A 19,157-nucleotide genomic window follows, 5' to 3' on the forward strand; every position below is an offset into this window, starting at 1 on the left:
TACGCACCTTTGGTGCTGGATGGCGGGCGACGGTGGGATTTGTGTGGACGGGTGACGTCCCGGGCTTGGTCCCGGTTTCAACGCTTCCGCCTTGCGAATCAATCAAGCCATCGTGCCATGCGGGCTCTCGCACCTTCGTCGGAAAGGATGCGTCCTTCAGAAATTGCTTTTTCACCCTTTGCGATGCCTTCCTGAAGCGGGTTCGCGGATGCCATGGATGGTGTCTGGCGGCGGGCTTCACCAGCCTTGATTGGCCGGGACCGGTTGTTGCGAAGATCCGCCCTCTGTTCGGGAGTGGCGGCCAATCGTTTGTCGGGCGGTTCCATGGTTTGGAACATGTGGAAGTGACACACCAAACCACTCCTATCAATCCATGATCTTGATCATCGCGCGCTTGCGCTTGCCTTCGATCCAGCGCTCGTATTGTTGCGAGGTCTTCTTGCGGCGGACGCGTTCCTCGATGCTCTCGCGGACCTTGTCATCGAGCGCGGGAGCGGGGCCGAAGTCGATCTTGATGGTCTTGATGATGGTGAAGCCCGTGCGGTCCAGCAGCGGGCCGACGATCTTGCCCACCGGGGCGTCCACGATGATGGCGGCGAACTCGGGCGAGAGGTCGGTGCGGGCGATGTCTTTCTGGAGTCCGCCGTCCTCCGCGTAGGCGTCCTTCGAATGGGCCTTGGCGAGCGTGGCGAAGTCCTTGCCTTCGGAAAGTTGTCTCGCGATGTCCTCCGCGAGGATGAGCTGGGTGTCCGGCGTGGAACCGGGGTTCGAGGGATCGGCGGCGGGGATGAAGATCTTCTGGAACGTGAGCACGTCCTTCGTCACATCGCGCAGGCTGGGCTTGATCTCGTCGTATTCCTTCTGGATCTCGTTCGGCAGCGGAGGCGGGGCGTCGGAGAACTGCTGGGCCCGCATCGCCGATACCACCATTTTTTCCCGGGTCATCTCCCGATAACCCTCCATGGTCAGGCGGCTGAGTTTCAGCAGCTCGCGTAATTTCGCCTCGTCGCCATTGTAGTCGTCCCGGATCTGGCGCTTGATCTCCTCGTCGATGAGGTGCGGCTTGATGAACGCGCCGAGCTGCTTGAACTCATCCAGAATGATCTGGCGGTCGATGAGTTCCTGAATGACCTTGTCCTTGGCCTTCTTGAACTCCTTGTCAAACTGCGGACCGCGGCGCGGGTACTGTGCCACCAGCTGGCCGTATATCGGCCCGAGCAACATCGACACCTGGTTTTTCGTGACCAGGCGCCCGTTGACTTTCGCGGCGATGCCGTTGACCTCGACCGGGCCGGAGGGCATCGGTGGCGCCGGGCGGGCCGGAGCCTCCTGCGCGGCCGCCGCTGGTCCGGAAAGAGTGGCACCGGAAATGACCATGGCCAGGGCGAGACAGGATTTCATCGAGTTCATGGAGGATGTCAGAAGTTCTGCAGCAAGGTGACTGCTTCGGCTAGCTTTCCCTGTGGAGAGGCGGATTGCAAGCGGGGAAACCTGCGACCTTCAAGGAGGATGTAGTCGCCATTGCGGTGCAGCATCAGCCGCTGGCCCTGGATTTCCACCGAGGCGATGCCCTCCGCCGCGGCGAGGGCCTTGATGCGGGTGATTTCCAGCAGCCTCGCGGCGGCCTCCGGGATGCGGCCGAAGCGGTCCCGCCAGGATTTTTCCAAGGCGTTGATGGCCCGCTCCGTTCCTGCTTCGGAAATTTCGCGGTAGGCGGTGATGCGGACCTTGGTCTCCTCCAGCCAGGCGGCGGGCAGGAAGGCGGGCAGGACCTGCCTGGGGTCCTCCTTCGCGTAGGCCGCCTCGCTGGTGCAGATGAAGTCCGCCTTGAAGCCTGTCTCGCCGCGCGGCGCGTCCTTGCGGCCCTTGAGCCGGTCCACCGACTGGCGCAGGAGCTGGCAATACAGCTCGAACCCGATCTGGGAAATGTGGCCGGACTGCTTGGTCCCCAGGAGGTTGCCGGCTCCCCGGATTTCCAGGTCCTTCATGGCGATCTTGAAGCCGGAACCGAGCGCGGTGTATTCCTTGATGGCGTTGATGCGCTTCCGCGCGTCCCCCACGGTCATCATGTCGCGTGGCAGCAGCAGGATGGCGTAGGCCTTCTCCCCGGCCCGGCCGACACGGCCCCGGAGCTGGTAGAGGTCGGCCAGGCCGAAGCGGTCCGCGCGGTCGATGAGGATGGTGTTCGCGTTCGGGATGTCGATGCCGGTCTCGATGATGGTGGTGGCGAGCAGGACGTCCGCCTCGCCCTTCACGAAAGTGTGCATGACCACTTCCAGGTCGTCCTTGTCCATCTGGCCGTGGCCGATGAGGATGCGGGCCTCGGGCACCAACTGGCGGATTTTCGATGCCATCAGGTCGATGGTCTTCACCCGGTTGTGGAGGAAAAACACCTGGCCGCCGCGTTTCATTTCGCGGCGGATGGCATCCCGGATGACGCGCTCGTCGTAGGCGCAGACGGTGGTGGAGACGGGCACCCGGTTCGGCGGCGGCGTGTCGATGGTGGACATGTCGCGCGCGCCCATGAGCGCCATGTAGAGCGTGCGCGGGATGGGGGTGGCGGAGAGCGTCAGCACGTCCACCTGGCGGAAGAGCTGCTTGAATTTTTCCTTATGCGCCACGCCGAAGCGCTGTTCCTCATCGACCACGACGAGGCCGAGATTCTTGAAACGCACATCGCCCGAAACCAGCCGGTGGGTGCCGATGACGATGTCCACCCGGCCGTTCTCCAGCCCGGCGATGGTGTCGCGGATTTCGGCGGCGGTGCGGAAGCGGTTCAGCAGGTCGATCCTGACCGGGTAGTCTGACATGCGCTCGCGGAAGGTGCGCCAGTGTTGTTCCGCCAGCACGGTGGTCGGCACGAGGATGGCGACCTGCCTGCCGCTGGTCACCGCCTTGAACGCGGCGCGGATGGCGACCTCGGTCTTGCCGAATCCCACATCGCCGCAGACGAGGCGGTCCATCGGGCGGGTGGATTCCAGGTCGAGCTTGGTTTCCTCGATGGCGCGGCGCTGGTCGTGCGTCTCGGTGTAATGGAACGACCGCTCGAACTCCCACATCCATTTCGTGTCCGGCGGGTGGGCGTATCCTTCCTCCGCCTGCCGCTCGGCCTGCACGCGGAGCAGTTGCGCGGCGTAGTCGAGGATGGATTTCTCCGCCGCCTTGCGCGCGGATTTCCATGCGGTGCCGCCGAGCTTGGTGAGTTCCGGAGTCTTGCCGCCGAGGCCGACGTATTTCCCGACGAGGTGGGCCTGTTCCAGCGGCACTCCGAGCAGCGAACCGTCCTTGTATTCCAGGACCAGTTCGTCGCCCTCGTCGCCCTGCTGGATGCCCTTGAACCGGCCGATGCCATACTCGTAGTGGACGACGAGGTCGCCCTCCTCCATCTCATCCACCGTCGCCCGGGACCGGGCGGCGCGGGCCTTGTCCAGCAGCGACCGCCGTGGCCCGCCGGGCGTGCGGTAGCGGCCGAAGAGTTCCGATGATGAAAGCACGGCCAGCTTTGAAACCGGCACGGTGAATCCCGCCAGCAGCTCGCCACGGACCGGGATCAGCCCGAGGTCGCGCTGCAGGTCCTTCCCCGCGAGTTCGGCGAAGCGCTCCTCCTCGCCCTTGTTGCCGAAGACCATGGCGATGTCCCAGCCGCCGCGCCGCCACTCGTTGAGCTGGCGGAAGAAATTCTCGCGCCGGGTTTCCTCCAGCACGAAGTCCCCCGCCTCGAAGGTGCCGAGCGGGCTGCCGAAGCAGGCCAGAGTGAAATCCTCCTCGCTGTTGTATTCCGCCGCGTTTTCCAGGATGCGGACATCCGGCCTGGCGATGTCCGCGCCGAAGGAAACGATGAGGTCGGTTTTCCGGCGGTAGTCGGCCACCGTCGCCTCCGACGATGGCTCGGCGAGCAGGAGGTCGGACTCGGTGAGTTTTTTGGTCGATGCCTGCGAGTCCAGGTCGAACTCGCGGATGGATTCCAGGTCGGTGTCGAAAAACTCCAGCCGCAGCGGCTTCGCGGCCTGCCAGGCGAAAAGGTCGAGGATGCCGCCGCGCACCGCGAACTGGCCGCGCCCGGTGACGGTGGGCACGCGCTCGTAGCCGTGATCGGCGAGCGATTTCGCCAGCTCCGCGGGATCGAGGGGAGCGCCGGGTTTCAACGGGGTGCGGCTGGCCCGCAGCGCGGCGGGCGAGGGGGCCTTGCCGGAAAAGGCGTCGCTGCCGCAGATGACCACGCAGCTTTCCGAGCGGGCGAGGATCTCCAACACCGCGAACCACTCGGCGGCGGACTCGGGATCGGCGATGGTGCCGTCCCCGGTTTCCACCGGACCTTCCGGCAGGACGAGGCCGGTCACGCCCCAGAGTTCGAGTTCGGACGCCAGCCGCTCGCGATGGCGCGGCATGTCGGAAACCAGCCAGAGCCGCGTCTTTTTCCGGTCCCTCGCCGCAAGCACGACGATGGCCGCGAGAAACGCGTGCGATGCCTCGGCGGAGTGGTCGAGCACGACTTCCCGATCGCCCTTGGCCAAGGGGGCCAGACGAGCAGCGAAATCCGGCTGCGTCACGGCCCGGCGCAGCCAGTCGTGAGCGGTATCGTCCATGCGGGACACGCGGCTCACTTACCGCCTATTCCCCGTAGCCGCAAGCGGGATCTCCCGTGGGGGGAGACAGGAAGCGAGGTCCGTTCTGCCGGGGAGCCTGCCCGATCCCGATGCCGGAGGGTCGGGCGTTCAATGCGTTTTCGCGGTTGTTCCGTCACCGGCTTTCTCCGGCACCACCACCTTGATCCGGTCGCCGTCCTGAAGCGAGTCGGATGGATTGAGAATGACGCGGTCCGACGGATCGAGTCCGGCGACCACCTCGATCTCGGAGCCAAGGTCGCGTCCGAGTCCGACCTTTTTCAGTTGGACGGTCTGCCTGCCTTCCTCACCCACCGCCAGTCCCACCACGGTTCCCTGCGGACGGAAGAGGAGGGTGTTGACGGGAAGGACATTGGGATTTTCCGAGGCCGGGAGAGGAAAACGAAGGGTGGCATAGCCGCCGGCGAGGTAGAGGTGGCGGTCATTGTCCACCTGGACCTCGGTGAGCATGGTGCGGGACTGCTGGTCGATCGTTCCCGACGTCCTCACCACCTTGCCTTCGACTTCCGTTCCCTTGGCGGAGGCGAGGCTCACCGTGGCTTTCTGGCCCTCTTTGATCCGGGAGGCATAGGTTTCCGGAACGCTGACGTAAATGCGCAGAATGTTGTCCTGGGTGATCCGGTAGAGTTCGGGGCGGCTGGAACTGGTCCCGCCCGAGGAGGTGATGCGGTCGCCGACCTCGACGTTGCGCGCCGTGACCTTGCCATCGAACGGCGCGGTGATTTGCTGGAATGACCTCAGTTGTTCCAGCCGCGCGAGATTCGCCTCTTGGGCGCGCTGGTCGGCTTGGGTGGCTGCGGCCTCTCCCGCCTTTTCATCACCCTCCTGCAAGGACACCGCGTGTCGCTCGACGAGTGTTTTCAAGCGTTTGTTGGAAGACTCCGCAAGGGCGGCCCTCGCCGAGGCCTGGGCGACGAGGCTTTCCGCCTGCCTGATCTGTTGGCCGAGCTCCGGTGCCTCCAGCTCTACGAGAAGGTCCCCCTTTTTCACCGTGGCTCCGAGTTCCACCAGCCAGCGCTTCACGTAACCATCGGTGCGGGCGAAAATCGGGGTGTCGGCATAAGGCGTGACGTTGCCGGGCAGCACGATCGCCCCGTCGGCCTTCGCTGCGGACGGACTCACCACCTGCACGGAGGAAATGGCGAGTTCGCGGGTCATTTTCACGACCTCATCTTCCGCTTTGGCCCTTTGCGCGGAAACATAGAAGAAGGCGCCTGCCACCAGGAGTGCCAACAGGATGAGCCCTAAAAAGGGGAAGGCCTTTTTCCGATCGTCCGCCGGGGGCGCGCTTGGTTGTGGATTCATGGGAGTTTCAGGCTGGGATTTCATGGGACTGTTCCGTTGTGGGAAGAAGCGGACCGCCGGTTTTCGATTTCCTGCCGCGGACGGCGAAGAAAATCACCGGCACAAAGAAGAGGGTCGCCACCGTGGCCAGACTCAGGCCGCCGATGACGGCTCTCGCAAGAGGGGCGTTTTGTTCGCCGCCTTCTCCCAGGCCGAGGGCCATCGGGATCATCCCGATGATCATCGCCATCGCGGTCATCAGCACCGGACGCATGCGGGTGGTGCCGGCTTCGAGCGCGGACCGGAAGGCGTCGCCATTTTTCTCAAAGAGTTCCTTGGCGAAGGAAACCACGAGAATGCTGTTCGCGGTGGCCACCCCGATGCACATGACCATCCCCATCAGCGCGGGAACGCTCACGGTGGTCCGGGTGAAAAACAGCATCCATGCCGTACCCGCGAGGGCGCCGGGCAGGGCGGAAATGATGATCAGGGGATCCGTCCACGACTGGAAATTCACCACGATGAGCAGGTAGACGAGCACGATGGCACCGATCATCCCCCAGCCAAGGCCGGTGAACGAATCCTGCATCGTCCGGGCCTGGCCGCGGAGAACGATGGTGCTGCCCTTGGGTAGCTCCTTTTCCACTTCGGCGATGGCCTTCCTGACATCCCTGGCGATCGCGCCGAGATCCCGGTCCTGTGGCGTGGCATAGACATCGACGACCGTCTGCACGTTGTAGTGGCTCACCGTGCCGGGGGTGTTGCTGCGGCTGATGTCCGCCATGTTGGCGAGGATCTGGGGCGGCTGCGTGGCATCGCTGGAGCTGCGGATCGGGAAGTTCTCGATGTCCTGGATGGAATCGATGCGTTGCTGCGGCACCTTGGACATGAGGTTGTAAACGACGCCGTTTTTCGGATTCAGCCAGAAGGTGGGGGTGGTCTGGCCGCTGCCGCTGAGGCTGACCAACAGGCTGTTGGCGACGTCGCGGTGGGTCAGTCCGAGCTGGGTGGATTTGCTGCGGTCCACCGCGATGTCGAGGCGCGGGCTGTCGAACGTCTGCTGGATGTGGACGTCCGCCAGGCCGGGGATGTTACGCATTTTTTCCTGAAGCCGGGTGGCGACCGCGAAATTCTTCGGCACGTCCTTGCCCATGATCTGGACATCGATGGGCGAGGGCAGGCCGAAGTTCAGGATCTGGCTGACGATGTCGGCCGGTTGGAAGAAGAAGGAGGTGCCGGGAAAACTCTTCGGAAGTTCCAGGCGCATCTGCCGCACGTAATCCTCGGTGGGCTTGTGTCCTTTTTTCAGCGAGATCAGGACCTCCGCGTCGCCGGTGCCGAATGTCCCGTTGTTCGAATACGAGGTGTTGATGCCGCTGGTGGGAATGCCGATGTTGTCGAGGATGCCGTCGAGATCCTCCTCGGGAATGATGGCGCGGACCTTCTTCTCGATCTCGTCGGTGAGGCGTGCGGTTTCCTCGATGCGGATGCCGGTTTTGGCACGGACGTGCATGCGGATCTGGCCCGCATCCACCGATGGGAAGAAGTCCTGGCCGAGAACCGGGTAGAGCAGCAGGCTGCCCAGGCACAGGAAGAGGAAGACGCAGATCGAGATGGCGCGATGCCTCAGCAGGCTCTCGAGGATGTTCTGATAGGAATTCTTCGCGCTCTCGAAGCGCCGCTCGAAGGCGCGCTGGAAATGGATCAGCGGAGCGAAGATCCCGCGCGGCTTCCGTGTGGCGGCTTCGTGGTCGTGATCCTTCAGCAGATAAGCGGCGAGGGTGGGGATGAGCGTCCGCGAAAGGATATACGAAGCGAGCATCGCGAACACCACCGACTCGGCCAACGGCACGAACAGATAGCGCGCCACTCCCGACAGAAGAAACATGGGGACGAACACGATGCAGATGCAGAGCGTGGCGACGAACGCGGGAGTGGCGATCTGGTGGGCGCCGTCCAGAATGGCCTCCCGCAACGGCTTGCCCATGGCAAGGTGTTGGTCGATGTTCTCGATCGTGACGGTGGCGTCATCGACCAGGATCCCCACCGCCAGCGCCAGGCCGCCGAGGGTCATCAGGTTGATCGTTTCCCCAAGCATGCTGAGAACGAACAGCGAGGAGAGGATGGAAAGCGGGATGGAAATGGCGATGATCACGGTCGCCCTCCAGTCGGCGAGGAAAAGCAGGATCATCAGCGCCGTCAGACACGCCGCGATGACCGCCTCGACCACCACGCCGTGAACCGCGGCCCGCACGAACACCGACTGGTCGAACAGCGAACCGATCTTGATTCCCTGGGGCAGCAGGTCCTGCACGTGGGGCAGTTTTTTCAAGACGCTGTCCACGATTTCCAGCGTGGAGGTGGTGCCCGTCTTGATCACCGAGAGAAGGACGGCGCGTTTGCCATCCTTGCGGACGATGTTGGTCTGATCGCGGAAGCCGTCCCGCACATGGGCCACATCGCCCACATAGACCACGGAACCGTTGATGGTTTTGACCGGCAGGTGGTTGAGCTCCTCCACCGTCTGCGTGCTGCCGTTCAGGCTGACGTCGTACTCGATGCCGCCGATCTTGGCAGTGCCGCCGGGAATGATGAGGTTCTGGGCGCTCACCGCGTTGACCACATCGATGGGGGCGAGTCCCTTGCTCTGCAGTTTCTCCGGATCGATGTCCACCATGACCTGGCGGGTCTTCCCGCCGTAGGGGAACGGGATGCCGACGCCGGGAAGCGTGGTCAGCTCCGGCCGGACGAATGTCATGGCCTGGTCGTTGATCTGTTGCTCGGTGGCGGTGTCGCCGCTCATCGCCAGCTGGACGACAGGGACGCTGGAAGCGCTGTAGGTGATGATCAGCGGCGGCGTCGTTCCTGTCGGCAGGTTCCGCAGCATCGTTTGTGAGACAGCGGTGATCTGCGAGATGGCGAGATCGATGTTCACTCCGGGCTGGAAGAACACCTTCACCACGGTCCGGCTGCGGAAGGACTGCGATTCGGTGTGTTCGATGTCATTGACCGTGGTGGTCAGCACCCGCTCATAGCTGCCGGCGATCCGTTGTGAGATTTCCTCGGGGGAAAGGCCGTCGTAGTCCCAGACCACGCTCACCACCGGGATGTTGATGTTCGGAAAGATATCCACCGGCGTGCGCACGATCGCCACGCCGCCCATGATCAGGATGAGCAGGGCGAGAACGATGAACGTATAGGGCCGGTTGAGGGCGAGTTTGACAATCCACATGGGGAAAAAGCGTCGGAGGTGAAATAGTTGACTGGTCGTCTAGTAAAATGCGAAGAGCCTTGCCCGCAACATAAAATTTTCGGAAATCCCGATACCGGGGTTCCGGGCCGCTCAGGCGTTGATGGCTCCGCTCCCGACTCCGAGCATGTCGAAAACCTGATCCGTAAGCCTGCGCAGCGGTTCGAGATCGTTCTGGATGCGGGCCAGCATCATCGTTCCCTGATAACAGGTGAAAATCGTCCGGGCCTTCTCTCCCGCATTTCCCGGACGGATCAAATCACCCGCTTGGGCGTCACGCACGGCGGAAGTCAGGTACTTCACGTGTTCTCCGAGGATCTCCTCGACCTTCGCCCGGATCGCCTGATCCAACGTGCTGACTTCCGCGCCAAGCGTGAAAAGCGGGCAGCCGAGGACGTTCCCGGTCTTATCCTGCAGCGCGGTTTGCTTGTTCAGCGCCCTCTTGAAATAACGTTCGAAACGTTCGATCGGTGGGACAGTGGGCGAGAAAATGGCGTCGAGATCCGGCTTTTTCATCTGCCAGTCAGCTTCCAGGGCCGCGACCGACAAGTCGGACTTCGATTCGAAGAAGTGGTAGAAGCTGCCCTTTTTCACTCCCGCGCGTTCGCAAATGGCGTCCACCGATGTGGAAGCGTAGCTGCTTTCCCACATCAGGTCATTGGCGGCGTCCATCAACCGCTGTTTCGCATCACTTACCCGTGCCATGGCTACCCGATAGTTCAATTTGACCGATCAGTCAACTTCAAGAATTCCACGGTCGGAAGGGGGCGGATTACGGCTTGCCGATCAGATGCGCGCCGAGCGACGGGCGGGAGGCGAAGATCTGTGGCTTGATGCCGGTGGCTTTTTCGTATTCCGCGCTGAGGGTGGCGGCGATTTCCGAGGCCTTGCGGGATTCGCAGAGGGTCACGGTGGATCCGCCGAAGCCTCCGCCGGTCATGCGCGCGCCGATGACTCCGCCGTTGCGGCCGATCTTGCGGGCGATCTCGACGAGGATGTCGAGCTCCTTGCAGGAGACCTCGAAGTCGTCGCGCAGGGAGTCGTGGCTGGCGGCCATGAGCGGGCCGAGGGTTTCGAAGTCGTTCCTAGCGAGCGCGGCGGCGGCGGCGATGGTGCGGGAGATTTCCCCGACGACGTGGCGGGAGCGGCGGTTCACGGGATCGCCGAGGGCTTCCCAGTTCGCCTGTACGTCGGCGGCGGTGACGTCGCGCCATGAGCCTTTGCCGAGGGTGGCGAGGCCGTCCTCGGTGTGCTTGCGGCGGGCGGCGTAGCCACCGTCGGAAAGCTCGTGGTGGACCATCGTGTTGGAGATCAGCACGGTGAGGTCGGGATTTTCAAAAGGGACGAGTTCCGGTTCGCCGCTGCGGCAGTCGATGAGGACGAGGCGGTTCGGCTTGCCGAAGGCGGAGGCGAACTGGTCCATGATGCCGCACGGGACGTGGGCGAAGTCGTGCTCGGCTTTCTGGCAGAGGAGGGCCTTCTCGCGGGTGTCGAGCACGGTGTCCAGCAGGCCTTCCAGGAAGGTGGCGGTGGCGCACTCGAGCGCGGCGGAGGAGGAGAGTCCCGCGCCGCCGGGGACGGAGGAAAGGATGTAGGCGTCGAAGCCCGGGACGTGGTGGCCGCGGTCCTGGAAGCCACGGACCACGCCGCGGATGTAGTTCGCCCATTTCGGCTCGCCGACTTCCTGTGGTGTGGAGAGATCCAGGATCGCGATGTCCGGTCCCAGCGCGGAGGTCACGCGCGCCTCGTTGGTTCCGTTCGCACAACCGGCGATGACGATGTAGCGGTCGATGGCGAAGGGCATGACGAAGCCGTCGCAGTAATCGATGTGCTCGCCGATGAGGTTCACGCGGCCCGGCGCGGCGGCGGTGATCGAGGCGGTGGCGTGGAAGCGTTCCGCCAGGCCGGCGGCGGCGTCGGACACGAGGTCGGCAAGGTCTGGATTGAGCTGGAGCATGGAAAAAGGGGCGGGATTAGTTGGATTCGGCGTGGGGCGTGTGGTCGAGGCGGCGGCGGTAGCTTTCGACCGCCTGTGTCCATACGCTGTGGATGCCTTCGGTGGAGCGGAGCCAGACGGCGCGGTGCATCATGAGCATCGCGGGGGCAAGGTAAAGCAGTTCGGAAAGTTCGTTTTTCGAGAGACCTCCCGGCCCTTCGCTGAGGCAGCGTTCCGCCAGCGCCTCGTCGGCGGCGGTGAGTTCGGAGTGTTCGAGCAGCGAGACGTGCACGCCGTTGACATAGGGATCGACCACGGCGGCGACGACGCCGATGCGGCCCTCCACCGAGGCGTCCAGCGCGGAATCCACGGCGGCGGTGGCGTTGTCCGCGAGCGTCATGACGGACGGCGGACTGATTTCCTCCGGCGTGGCGAGGAGCTTGTGCTTCAGCAGCGCCTTGCCGTAGCGGGTGCGGCTGGTCCAGACGGAGACGGGGGCGGCCAGCAGCAGGCCGAGCAGGATCGGGGTCATCCACAGGACGAACGCGTATTTCGACACGAATCCGGCGGGGTTTTTCGAGGTGTAGCCAATGGTGACGGCCACCCCGGTCCACGCGATGCCGAGGATGGTCTGGGGCGCGTGGAAGCGGAACGCGTCGCCCCATGAGGTGCCGTCCGTCTCGCGGTTCTGGTTCCCCCAGCCGACCGCGCGTCCGGCGATGATGCTGAGGACCATGAGCGTGTGGGCGACCATGATGCAGGGTGCGAGCAGCATGGAGACGATTGTTTCAAAAATGGCGCCGAAGATGATGCGGAAGCCGCCGCCGAAGGAGCGGCGGATGCTCGGGGTGAGCAGGCCGCCGATGACGGCGAGGATCTTCGGCAGGAACAGCAGGCCGAAGATGACGCCGGTGAGGATGAGGCTCTGCTGGACGCCGTTGATGTCGAACCAGCGGGCGGCGTAGTTTTCAAACGGCAGCTGGCTCAGGTCGCTGCGGGCGCGGTCCCAGGCGACCCAGGTGCCGAGGGCGAGGAAAAGGAACCAGACCGGGCTGCCGAGATAGGCCATGATGCCCATGAAGAGGTGCATCCGGACGGAAAACGGCAGCTTGCGGGCGAAGATGAGCCACATGTGCTGGAGGTTCCCCTGGCACCAGCGGCGGTCGCGGATGAGGTGGTCCACCAGCGTCGGCGGGGCTTCCTCGAAGGTGCCCTCGATATCCCACGCCAGCCAGACCTCCCAGCCCTGGCTGACCATCAGCGCGGCTTCCACGAAGTCGTGGCTGAGGATGCGGCCGCCGAACGGCTCGCGGCCGGGCAGCGCGGGGAGTTCGCAGAATTCGGAAAACGGTTGCACCCGGATGAGCGCGTTGTGGCCCCAGTAGCTGCCGCCCATGAGCTGCCAGAAATTCAGGCCGCGGATGAAAAGCGGGCCGTAGAGCCGCATCGCGAACTGCTGGAGCCGGGTGAAAACGGACGAGCCGCGGATGAGCTTCGGCGGTGTCTGGAGGATGCCGAGCCGTGGGTAGGCCTCCATGATGCGCGTCATTTTCACGATGTCCGCGCCATCCATCAGGCTGTCCGCGTCGAGCACCAGCATGGACTCGTAGTTGCCGCCCCAGGTGCGGACGAAGTCGCCGATGTTCCCCGCCTTGCGGTTCTCGTTGGTTTTCCGGCGGCGGTAGTAGATGCGGCCGAATCCGCCGAGCTGGCGGCAGAGGTTCGTCCAGGAGGTCTCCTCCATCACCCACAGGTTCAGGTCGCGGGTGTCGCTGAGGATGAAGAAATCGAACGAATCGAGATTGCCGGTGGCTTCGATCGAGCGGTAGATGGCCTCGATGCGGGCGCAGGTTTTCACGCTGTCCTCGTTGTAAACCGGCATGACCACGGCGTGGCGTTTTTCCAGCGGACCGGTTTTGCCATCCGCGAGCTTGCTGATGCGCACCGACTGCTTGCGGCCGAGCAGCATGTCGATGGCTCCGAAGATCGCGTGGAAGGACCCGAGGGTCAGCAGGCCGTTGAGGATGATGAAGATCACCAGCAGCGGGTAATGCGCCTTCTGGAAACCCATCAGCCAGAACAAGTCCGTGAGCCAGAGCGAGGCGGCGATGTTGACGATCAGGACGCCGCCGAAGAAAATCGTGCGGCGGAGAAAGGTGCGGAAACCGCCGAAAAAGGGTTTCGTCGTCTCGCGGGCGGGTGTTTGGGAGTTATCCATCAGTCCAACAGGAAATACCAGACGATCACGGCGATCAGGGAGATGATGACTCCGGTGAACATGAAACCCATGATGGGCCGCCGGTCCATCGTTTCCCACCACTGCGCGGCACCGCTGCCGATGGCGTTGAATTCAAGCGGTTTGGGCACCATCGTCAGCTCGGCGAAGCGGGGGCCGGCGGCGAGGTAAGATTTTTTCATGGCGTCCACGAACTCGGGCGGCCACGGCGCGGGGGTGAGGAAAACGCCCTGCCAGTGTCCGGGCATGCCGGCGAGCAGCAGGGCGAGGCGGCCGCGCGCGGCGAGGCGGCGGTTTTCGAGAGGGACGTCCAGCACGTCCTGCGTCCACTCCGCCACTTCGGACAAGGCTTCCTCCATCGCGAGGAAACGCGCGGGTTTGTCCGGTTCGTTGACGCGGCGGGCGGAGGCGCGCCACAGGATGCCGCGGACGAGTTCCGCGACGAGCAGGCGGTTTCTCAAGCGCAGTGCCTGGAGATAGGCTTCGACGGCGGCGTAAGCTTCTTCCCACTCATTGAGCTCCCCCTCGCTGAGAGGTCTCAGGGTGTTTAAGGAGTGATGCGGTAAGCCCATGTCTCGGTGAGGAAATTTTCTCCGCGCTTGAGGCAGCACCGCAGTTCGACCGGGCCGACATCCGCCAGCTTGCCGCCTTCGGCGGATGGTGCGACCTGGAAGGCCACGCGCCAGCGGCCTTCGGGCAGGGATTGGACGGTCACGCCCTGGATCTTGACTTTTTCAGCCCCGGGGCCGACGGCCTGCACCAGCGGGGTGAGGGCGGTTTCGCTCTGCTGGTTGAGACCGTTTCCTGCGAATTCCACAGCGATGGTGCGCTGCTCCTTCTGCCAGTCATGCACGCCGGTGCGGGTGGCGACCACGTGGCCGTCCGCCTGGGATGGATCCGCGTCGGTGGTCCAGTGCTGGCGGTAGGAGAACTCGATGCGGTCGCCGGGCTTCGGCGTGTTCGCCGGTTCCCACAGGGCCACCGTGTTGTCGGAGAGTTCGTTGGTCGTCGGGATCTCCATCAGGGTCACCCGGCCCGGACCCCAGTCGGAGGTCGGCTCGATCCAGAGCGACGGGCGCATCTGGTAGGCGGCCTCGGCATCCTCGTAGTTGGTGAAGCTGCGGTCGCGCTGGAGCAGTCCGAAGCCGTCGCACTTCTCCATGTCGAAGCTGCTGAAATCCACTTTCCCGGTGTCGTTCGAGATGGGACGCCAGAGGCGCTCGCCGGTGCCGGTGCGGATGGCGAGGCCGTCGGAGTCGTGGACCTCCGGGCGGAAGTCGTCGAACCTGCGGCGGGAGTTCTCACCGAACCAGAACATGCTGGACATCGGCGCGATGCCGAGGCGCTTCACCTCGCTGCGGGCGAAGAGCACGGCCTTCACATCCACGATGGTGGCGTTGCCCGGAGAGATCTTGAACTGATAGGCGCCCGAGTAGGACGGGCCGTCGAGCAGGGCGTAGACCACCGCCTGCGTGTGTTTTTCCTCGGGCTTGCGCAGCCAGAACTCGCGGAAGTTCGGGAACTCCTCCGGGGAGCCCTCGACGCCGGTGTTCACCGCGAGGCCGCGTGAGGAAATGCCGTAGCGCTGGTTCTTCCCGAGCGCGCGCCAGTAGCTGGCACCTTGGAAGACGGCGAGCTCGTCGAAGTAGTCGGGATTGTTGATCGGCGCGTGCAGGCGGAATCCGGCGAAGCCGCCGTCCGCCGGGAGATCGCCGTGCTTGCTGATGAGCGGGCCGTAGTTGAAGAACGCCTCGGACAGGCGGATCTGCTGCTGGTGGGTGCTGGTGAATTCATTCAGCGTCACCGGCTCGCGGAAAAGGTAGCCGGGGTGGAAGAACATCGCGCGGAACGGCAGCTTCTCCGCGGCCCACAGCGCCTGCGTCGGATTGAAGCGGATGTCGCGGTACTGGTCGTAGCTCAGGTCGTTCATCCAGGCCGGCAGACTGTCGCGGTTCGGAGCCACATATGGCTTGTTCGCAAGATCCCGCGCGCGGCTTTGGATGCTTTCAAATCCCACATCCTCCCTTTCCCAGGTCTGGCACAACGCGGAAGACGTCAAAGTTCCTAAGATTGCGAGCGATATGAAATTCCTTGGCACAGCAAGGTAATAGAGCTGATGCGGACTCGCCGTCAAGAATGGCGATTTGGAATTCTTTCAAAAAATCGGCATCAATCCGGCAACCGCGTCGCATGATAGGTCAGGATACCGTCGAAATCGATGCGGTCCGGGTCCGCCACCCTGCGGTCCGGATCGAAATCCACGAAAAACCGGTCCATGCGGAAACCACATTGCTCCAGCAGGGACAGCATTTCCGTGTGTTCGATCCAGCGGATCACCTGTTGCGAGAGGTGGGTTTGCGGGGGATCTCCGGTCAGGGTGTAGCGGTGGTCCCGTGTCACCTGCCGGCGCTCGTGATCCAGGCGGTGCCGGGTTTCCAACAATCCTTCTCGGCCATCTGTTAGGGTCACCTTGTGGTCCACATACCACTCGTTCTCCGGCAGGTCGCCCAGCAGCTCCGCATAGGGCATGAAGACCGTCAGATAGAGTCCGCCATGGTTTTCCAAAAGCGAGTGCCAATGCTTCAGCACGGCCGCCGGATCCGCCGCCAGTTGGAGGGTGAACGCCGGGGCGAGCAGCGAGGAGAATTTCCTGCCGTCATTCCAGACGGCCATGTCGCCCTGGTGGATCGCCGGGCGGATGCCTGTTTTTTCCGCCCGTTCCCTGCCAAGCTCCAGCATGTCGAGCGAGAGTTCCACACCCTCCACTTCAAGACCCATCCGGATGAGCGGATAGATCAGGCGTCCGGACCCGGCCCCCATCTCCAGCGCCGGGCCGGGGAATTTTTTCAGGAAATCCGCCATCAGCCGGACCTCGGAACCATCGTCCTCCGCGTCCCAGAAAGCATCATGAAGCTCGGCTTCCAGCGAAAGATAAGGTTGTGACATGCGGTGAGGATGGCGGATGCCGGAGGGATTGCAAAGCGTGACAAATGGGTAAGGACCGGTATATTCAGGGGCATGAACACGATCACGGCGATTTTCAAACCGGACGCTGATGGCACGGTGCATCTGCCGTTGCCCGAGGCTTGGCGGAACCGGCGGATTCGTGTGAAAGCGGAGTTGGAGCCTGTGGGAGGCGGGGATGCCGCCCCACCAGCCTTGAAAGGTTTCGGGTGTTTAGCGGGAAAAATCTCCCTTTCTCCTGATTTCGATGAGCCGTTGGATGATTTCAAGGATTACACCGCATGAGACTGCGCCTCACAAGAAATCCACCAGTGCCTTGAAATACTCGTCATAGGCCTCCACCTGCGGCATGTGGCCCACTCCCGGCAGGGCGACGAGTTTCGCTCCGTGGATGGCGGCGGCGGTCGTTTTACCGAGTTCCTGATACTGCCCCATCGTCGCCGCGACCTCCTTCGAGGCGAGGTTTTTCCCGATGGCGGTCCTGTCCCGTTCGCCGATGACGAGCAGCGTGGGTTCCTTGATGTCGGGGAATTCATACAAGACCGGCTGCGTGACCACCATGTCCGAGGTCAGCGCGGTCACGCGTGCGAGCGTCGCCTTGTCGGCCCCTTTCAACCAGCCCGCCTGGACGGTGAGCAGGCTGTCATATTCGTCCTTCCATTTGCCGTCGAAGTAGACGTTCCGCATGTAGTCCTTCACATCCTGCGGTGTCTTCTTCATCTCGGCCGCCGTCGCCTCATCGATGCTCTGGTAGGGGATCTTGCGTTTCCAATCCTCCAGACCGATGGGGTTCACCAGCACCAGCTTCTCCGTCAGATCGGGAAACATCAGGGCGAAGCGGGTGGCGACCATGCCGCCCATCGAGTGGCCGACCACTTCCACGCTTTCCAGCTCCAGGTGGTCCAGCAGCGTCTTGGTCTGTGCCGCCATCATCTGGAAGCTGTATTGGATGTCCACCGGCTTGCTGGATTTCCCGAACCCGATCTGGTCGGGAATCACCACCCGGAACCCGCGGGTGGAAAGGTCCTTGGCGGTGCGCTCCCAGTAGGCTCCGGAGAAATTCTTGCCGTGCAGCAGCAACACGGTTTTCCCATTCGGCGTTCCCTCCGGTTTCAGATCCATGTAGGCCATCGACAACGCGCGGCCCTGCTCGGTGAGCGGCAGGGTCTTCACTTCGAACGGATAGGCGTATCCGGCGAGCGTGGCGTCCAGCGCCGGGATTTTCTCCAGTCCGGCATCCTGCGCCCGGGCGGGGGATGCGATCGGAAACAGGCATGCCGTGATGAAAAGGGCGGTGGATCTCATGATGCCCGCAATGTGCCCGGGATTTAGTGGGGTGCAACTTAAGGAAACGGGAAGTGTTTGCGGACTTGTCTCCTTGTCAGATACGTGCGACTTTTTGTCATGTCCGCGACAGTCGAGATTCCGGTTCCTGATTCGCTGCTCCTGCATTCCAAGGATCTCGCGTCGCTGCAACTTCGGAGCCGGTTTTTGTTGGCGATGAAATTCTTCGAACTGGGTGAGCTCAGTTCGGGTCAGGCCGCGGAAATGTGCGGTCTCACGCGGGTTGGCTTTTTATTCGAAGCAGGTAAACTGGGGTTGCCCGTGGCGGAGCTTTCAGATGATGAACTGGTCGCGGAATTCGCATGAATTCCATTTTCGCCCATCCCGTGGTATGCAATACCGGGCCTCTCATCGGCCTCGCGCGGGTCCGGCTCGAGTGGCTGCCATTTGAATTGTTTCCCGAGGTTCTCATTCCGAAGGAGGTTCACCTTGAATTGGTGGCCAAGGATTCGCCTGACGGTGACCGGCTGGAACTGGCTCTCGGGCGGGCTCATATTGTTCCATTGCAGGTTCAGCCGGACAGGCTGCTTCTCGCGGAACTCGATTCGGGAGAAGCGGCGGTCATTGCCACCGCGCTCCGGTTTGGCCTTTCCTCTGTGTTGATCGACGAGAGGAGGGCGCGCCGGATCGCTTCACGGGTCTATGGCCTTGAGGTGAAGGGAACCGCTGGCTTGCTGCTGGAGGCGAAACGCCGGGGAATGATAGATTACGTCAGACCACATCTTGAAGGCATGGTCCGAGGTGGATATTTTTTAGGGCCGAATCTTGTCGCCGCCTGCCTTGCCGCGGCTGGGGAAGACTGATCCCGGGAAACTATCTCTTCCTCCCCACAAACGGCAGGGCCAGCAGCAGGTAGAACACCGTGGCGAGGCCGAGCATGGAGAACAGGTACCACGGCCACGGCCCGAGGTGGTCGATGAGGCTCGGGTTGCTTGGCGGGTGGGTGGCGAAGGCGAAGTTGCTGCCCAGCAGCTTGTTCACCGTCATGGCGAAGAAGAGGTAGAGCACCGACCATCCCATCACCTCCAGCGGACTGCGCCACATCGGCAGCTTCGGACGCCAGCCGGTGATGATCGGCAGGTAGAGCGCGGCGATGACGACGGCGAAGTGATGCACGAAAAACATCATGTAGGGCGGCGCGGGAAATCCCACCGTGAGGGCGGGGGTGATGAGGCCCTGGATGGTCGCGGCGAGCCCCCAGAAATACGTCAGCGCGCAGAAGAGCGGCCGGCGCGTGACCAGCGCCACCCCGGCGGCGATGGCCGCCACGTCGCAGAGGTGGAAGGGCAGCAGGTTGTCCCACGCCTTTTCCTGATCCAGCGAGAGCCATGCGGCGAGGCTGAGCGGATAGACGCTGAAATTGATGAACGCCAGCAGCAGCGTCGCCCGCCGCCGGCTGGCCTCGCCCCGTTTGCCCGCCAGCAGGAAGGCGGCGGCGACCACGGCCCCCACCGCCAGCGCGGCGTAGTGCTGTTGGGAAAACGGGTGGAATGCCTGGGGTGTTATCGCCGCGATCAT

Annotated in this window: 16 protein-coding genes; 3 read left to right on the forward strand and 13 right to left on the reverse strand. The window is 63.3% G+C overall.

Annotated elements, in window-relative coordinates; genetic code table 11:
• Nucleotides 1–98 precede the first annotated feature (98 nt).
• The 11 genes from JIN84_RS09130 to JIN84_RS09180 all read right to left on the reverse strand — a co-directional run bounded on the left by JIN84_RS09130 (nt 99) and on the right by JIN84_RS09180 (nt 16,277).
• Entirely contained in the window at nt 99–326 is a 228-nt protein-coding gene (locus JIN84_RS09130) for a hypothetical protein (RefSeq protein WP_200350735.1), read from the reverse strand.
• Between the two features lie 40 nt (nt 327–366).
• Entirely contained in the window at nt 367–1,410 is a 1,044-nt protein-coding gene (locus JIN84_RS09135) for a peptidylprolyl isomerase (protein WP_200350736.1), read from the reverse strand.
• Between the two features lie 8 nt (nt 1,411–1,418).
• Complete coding sequence (gene mfd / locus JIN84_RS09140; protein WP_200350737.1) at nt 1,419–4,586, reverse strand: transcription-repair coupling factor; 3,168 nt, start codon at nt 4,584–4,586, stop codon at nt 1,419–1,421.
• A 129-nt stretch (nt 4,587–4,715) separates the two neighbouring features.
• Nucleotides 4,716–5,930, reverse strand: a complete 1,215-nt coding sequence (locus JIN84_RS09145) for an efflux RND transporter periplasmic adaptor subunit (RefSeq protein WP_200350738.1) — start codon at nt 5,928–5,930, stop codon at nt 4,716–4,718.
• Nucleotides 5,931–5,937: 7 nt separating this feature from the next.
• The gene (locus tag JIN84_RS09150) at nt 5,938–9,141 is read right to left on the reverse strand and encodes an efflux RND transporter permease subunit (protein ID WP_200350739.1); all 3,204 of its coding nucleotides are present in this window, start codon (nt 9,139–9,141) and stop codon (nt 5,938–5,940) included.
• A gap of 111 nt (nt 9,142–9,252) precedes the next feature.
• Nucleotides 9,253–9,864 carry a TetR/AcrR family transcriptional regulator gene (locus JIN84_RS09155; protein ID WP_200350740.1) on the reverse strand — a complete coding sequence of 204 codons (612 nt, stop codon included), beginning with the start codon at nt 9,862–9,864 and terminating at the stop codon, nt 9,253–9,255.
• A gap of 67 nt (nt 9,865–9,931) precedes the next feature.
• The gene (gene galK / locus JIN84_RS09160) at nt 9,932–11,116 is read right to left on the reverse strand and encodes a galactokinase (protein ID WP_200350741.1); all 1,185 of its coding nucleotides are present in this window, start codon (nt 11,114–11,116) and stop codon (nt 9,932–9,934) included.
• Nucleotides 11,117–11,132: 16 nt separating this feature from the next.
• The gene (gene mdoH / locus JIN84_RS09165) at nt 11,133–13,313 is read right to left on the reverse strand and encodes a glucans biosynthesis glucosyltransferase MdoH (RefSeq protein ID WP_200350742.1); all 2,181 of its coding nucleotides are present in this window, start codon (nt 13,311–13,313) and stop codon (nt 11,133–11,135) included.
• The gene (locus JIN84_RS09170; RefSeq protein WP_200350743.1) at nt 13,313–13,903 is read right to left on the reverse strand and encodes a DUF2267 domain-containing protein; all 591 of its coding nucleotides are present in this window, start codon (nt 13,901–13,903) and stop codon (nt 13,313–13,315) included. The genes mdoH and JIN84_RS09170 overlap by 1 nt, the downstream gene beginning before the upstream one ends.
• Entirely contained in the window at nt 13,879–15,375 is a 1,497-nt protein-coding gene (locus JIN84_RS09175; protein WP_234043392.1) for an OpgD/OpgG family glucan biosynthesis protein, read from the reverse strand. Before JIN84_RS09175 ends, JIN84_RS09170 begins: the two co-directional genes overlap by 25 nt.
• 125 nt (nt 15,376–15,500) lie before the next feature.
• The gene (locus JIN84_RS09180) at nt 15,501–16,277 is read right to left on the reverse strand and encodes a class I SAM-dependent methyltransferase (RefSeq protein ID WP_200350745.1); all 777 of its coding nucleotides are present in this window, start codon (nt 16,275–16,277) and stop codon (nt 15,501–15,503) included.
• A gap of 72 nt (nt 16,278–16,349) precedes the next feature.
• On the opposite strand from JIN84_RS09180, the gene JIN84_RS09185 reads away from it, so the two are divergent.
• Complete coding sequence (locus JIN84_RS09185) at nt 16,350–16,580, forward strand: DUF2281 domain-containing protein (RefSeq protein ID WP_200350746.1); 231 nt, start codon at nt 16,350–16,352, stop codon at nt 16,578–16,580.
• A 9-nt stretch (nt 16,581–16,589) separates the two neighbouring features.
• Here the strand turns inward: JIN84_RS09185 and JIN84_RS09190 are convergent, their stop codons facing one another.
• Nucleotides 16,590–17,600 (reverse strand): alpha/beta fold hydrolase, encoded by a 1,011-nt coding sequence (locus JIN84_RS09190; protein ID WP_200350747.1) that lies wholly within the window; start codon nt 17,598–17,600, stop codon nt 16,590–16,592.
• Nucleotides 17,601–17,699: 99 nt separating this feature from the next.
• On the opposite strand from JIN84_RS09190, the gene JIN84_RS09195 reads away from it, so the two are divergent.
• Both JIN84_RS09195 and JIN84_RS09200 read left to right on the forward strand, forming a co-directional pair.
• Complete coding sequence (locus JIN84_RS09195) at nt 17,700–17,945, forward strand: UPF0175 family protein (RefSeq protein WP_200350748.1); 246 nt, start codon at nt 17,700–17,702, stop codon at nt 17,943–17,945.
• Nucleotides 17,942–18,442, forward strand: coding sequence for a PIN domain-containing protein (locus tag JIN84_RS09200; RefSeq protein WP_200350749.1), 501 nt, complete (start codon nt 17,942–17,944; stop codon nt 18,440–18,442). Before JIN84_RS09195 ends, JIN84_RS09200 begins: the two co-directional genes overlap by 4 nt.
• 10 nt (nt 18,443–18,452) lie before the next feature.
• Here JIN84_RS09200 and JIN84_RS09205 read toward each other — a convergent pair whose 3' ends face one another.
• Nucleotides 18,453–19,157, reverse strand: coding sequence for a YwaF family protein (locus JIN84_RS09205; RefSeq protein WP_200350750.1), 705 nt, complete (start codon nt 19,155–19,157; stop codon nt 18,453–18,455).

The organism is Luteolibacter yonseiensis, assembly GCF_016595465.1.
In the GTDB taxonomy this organism is placed as follows: Bacteria; Verrucomicrobiota; Verrucomicrobiia; order Verrucomicrobiales; family Akkermansiaceae; genus Luteolibacter; species Luteolibacter yonseiensis.

Coding starts and splice junctions, on each gene's coding strand:
- JIN84_RS09130 (WP_200350735.1), bottom strand. CDS start 326: ATGGAACCGCCCGACAAACGATTGGCCGCCACTCCCGAACAGAGGGCG.
- JIN84_RS09135 (WP_200350736.1), bottom strand. CDS start 1,410: ATGAACTCGATGAAATCCTGTCTCGCCCTGGCCATGGTCATTTCCGGT.
- mfd (WP_200350737.1), bottom strand. CDS start 4,586: ATGGACGATACCGCTCACGACTGGCTGCGCCGGGCCGTGACGCAGCCG.
- JIN84_RS09145 (WP_200350738.1), bottom strand. CDS start 5,930: ATGAATCCACAACCAAGCGCGCCCCCGGCGGACGATCGGAAAAAGGCC.
- JIN84_RS09150 (WP_200350739.1), bottom strand. CDS start 9,141: ATGTGGATTGTCAAACTCGCCCTCAACCGGCCCTATACGTTCATCGTT.
- JIN84_RS09155 (WP_200350740.1), bottom strand. CDS start 9,864: ATGGCACGGGTAAGTGATGCGAAACAGCGGTTGATGGACGCCGCCAAT.
- galK (WP_200350741.1), bottom strand. CDS start 11,116: ATGCTCCAGCTCAATCCAGACCTTGCCGACCTCGTGTCCGACGCCGCC.
- mdoH (WP_200350742.1), bottom strand. CDS start 13,313: ATGGATAACTCCCAAACACCCGCCCGCGAGACGACGAAACCCTTTTTC.
- JIN84_RS09170 (WP_200350743.1), bottom strand. CDS start 13,903: ATGGGCTTACCGCATCACTCCTTAAACACCCTGAGACCTCTCAGCGAG.
- JIN84_RS09180 (WP_200350745.1), bottom strand. CDS start 16,277: ATGTCACAACCTTATCTTTCGCTGGAAGCCGAGCTTCATGATGCTTTC.
- JIN84_RS09185 (WP_200350746.1), top strand. CDS start 16,350: ATGAACACGATCACGGCGATTTTCAAACCGGACGCTGATGGCACGGTG.
- JIN84_RS09190 (WP_200350747.1), bottom strand. CDS start 17,600: ATGAGATCCACCGCCCTTTTCATCACGGCATGCCTGTTTCCGATCGCA.
- JIN84_RS09195 (WP_200350748.1), top strand. CDS start 17,700: ATGTCCGCGACAGTCGAGATTCCGGTTCCTGATTCGCTGCTCCTGCAT.
- JIN84_RS09200 (WP_200350749.1), top strand. CDS start 17,942: ATGAATTCCATTTTCGCCCATCCCGTGGTATGCAATACCGGGCCTCTC.
- JIN84_RS09205 (WP_200350750.1), bottom strand. CDS start 19,157: ATGATCGCGGCGATAACACCCCAGGCATTCCACCCGTTTTCCCAACAG.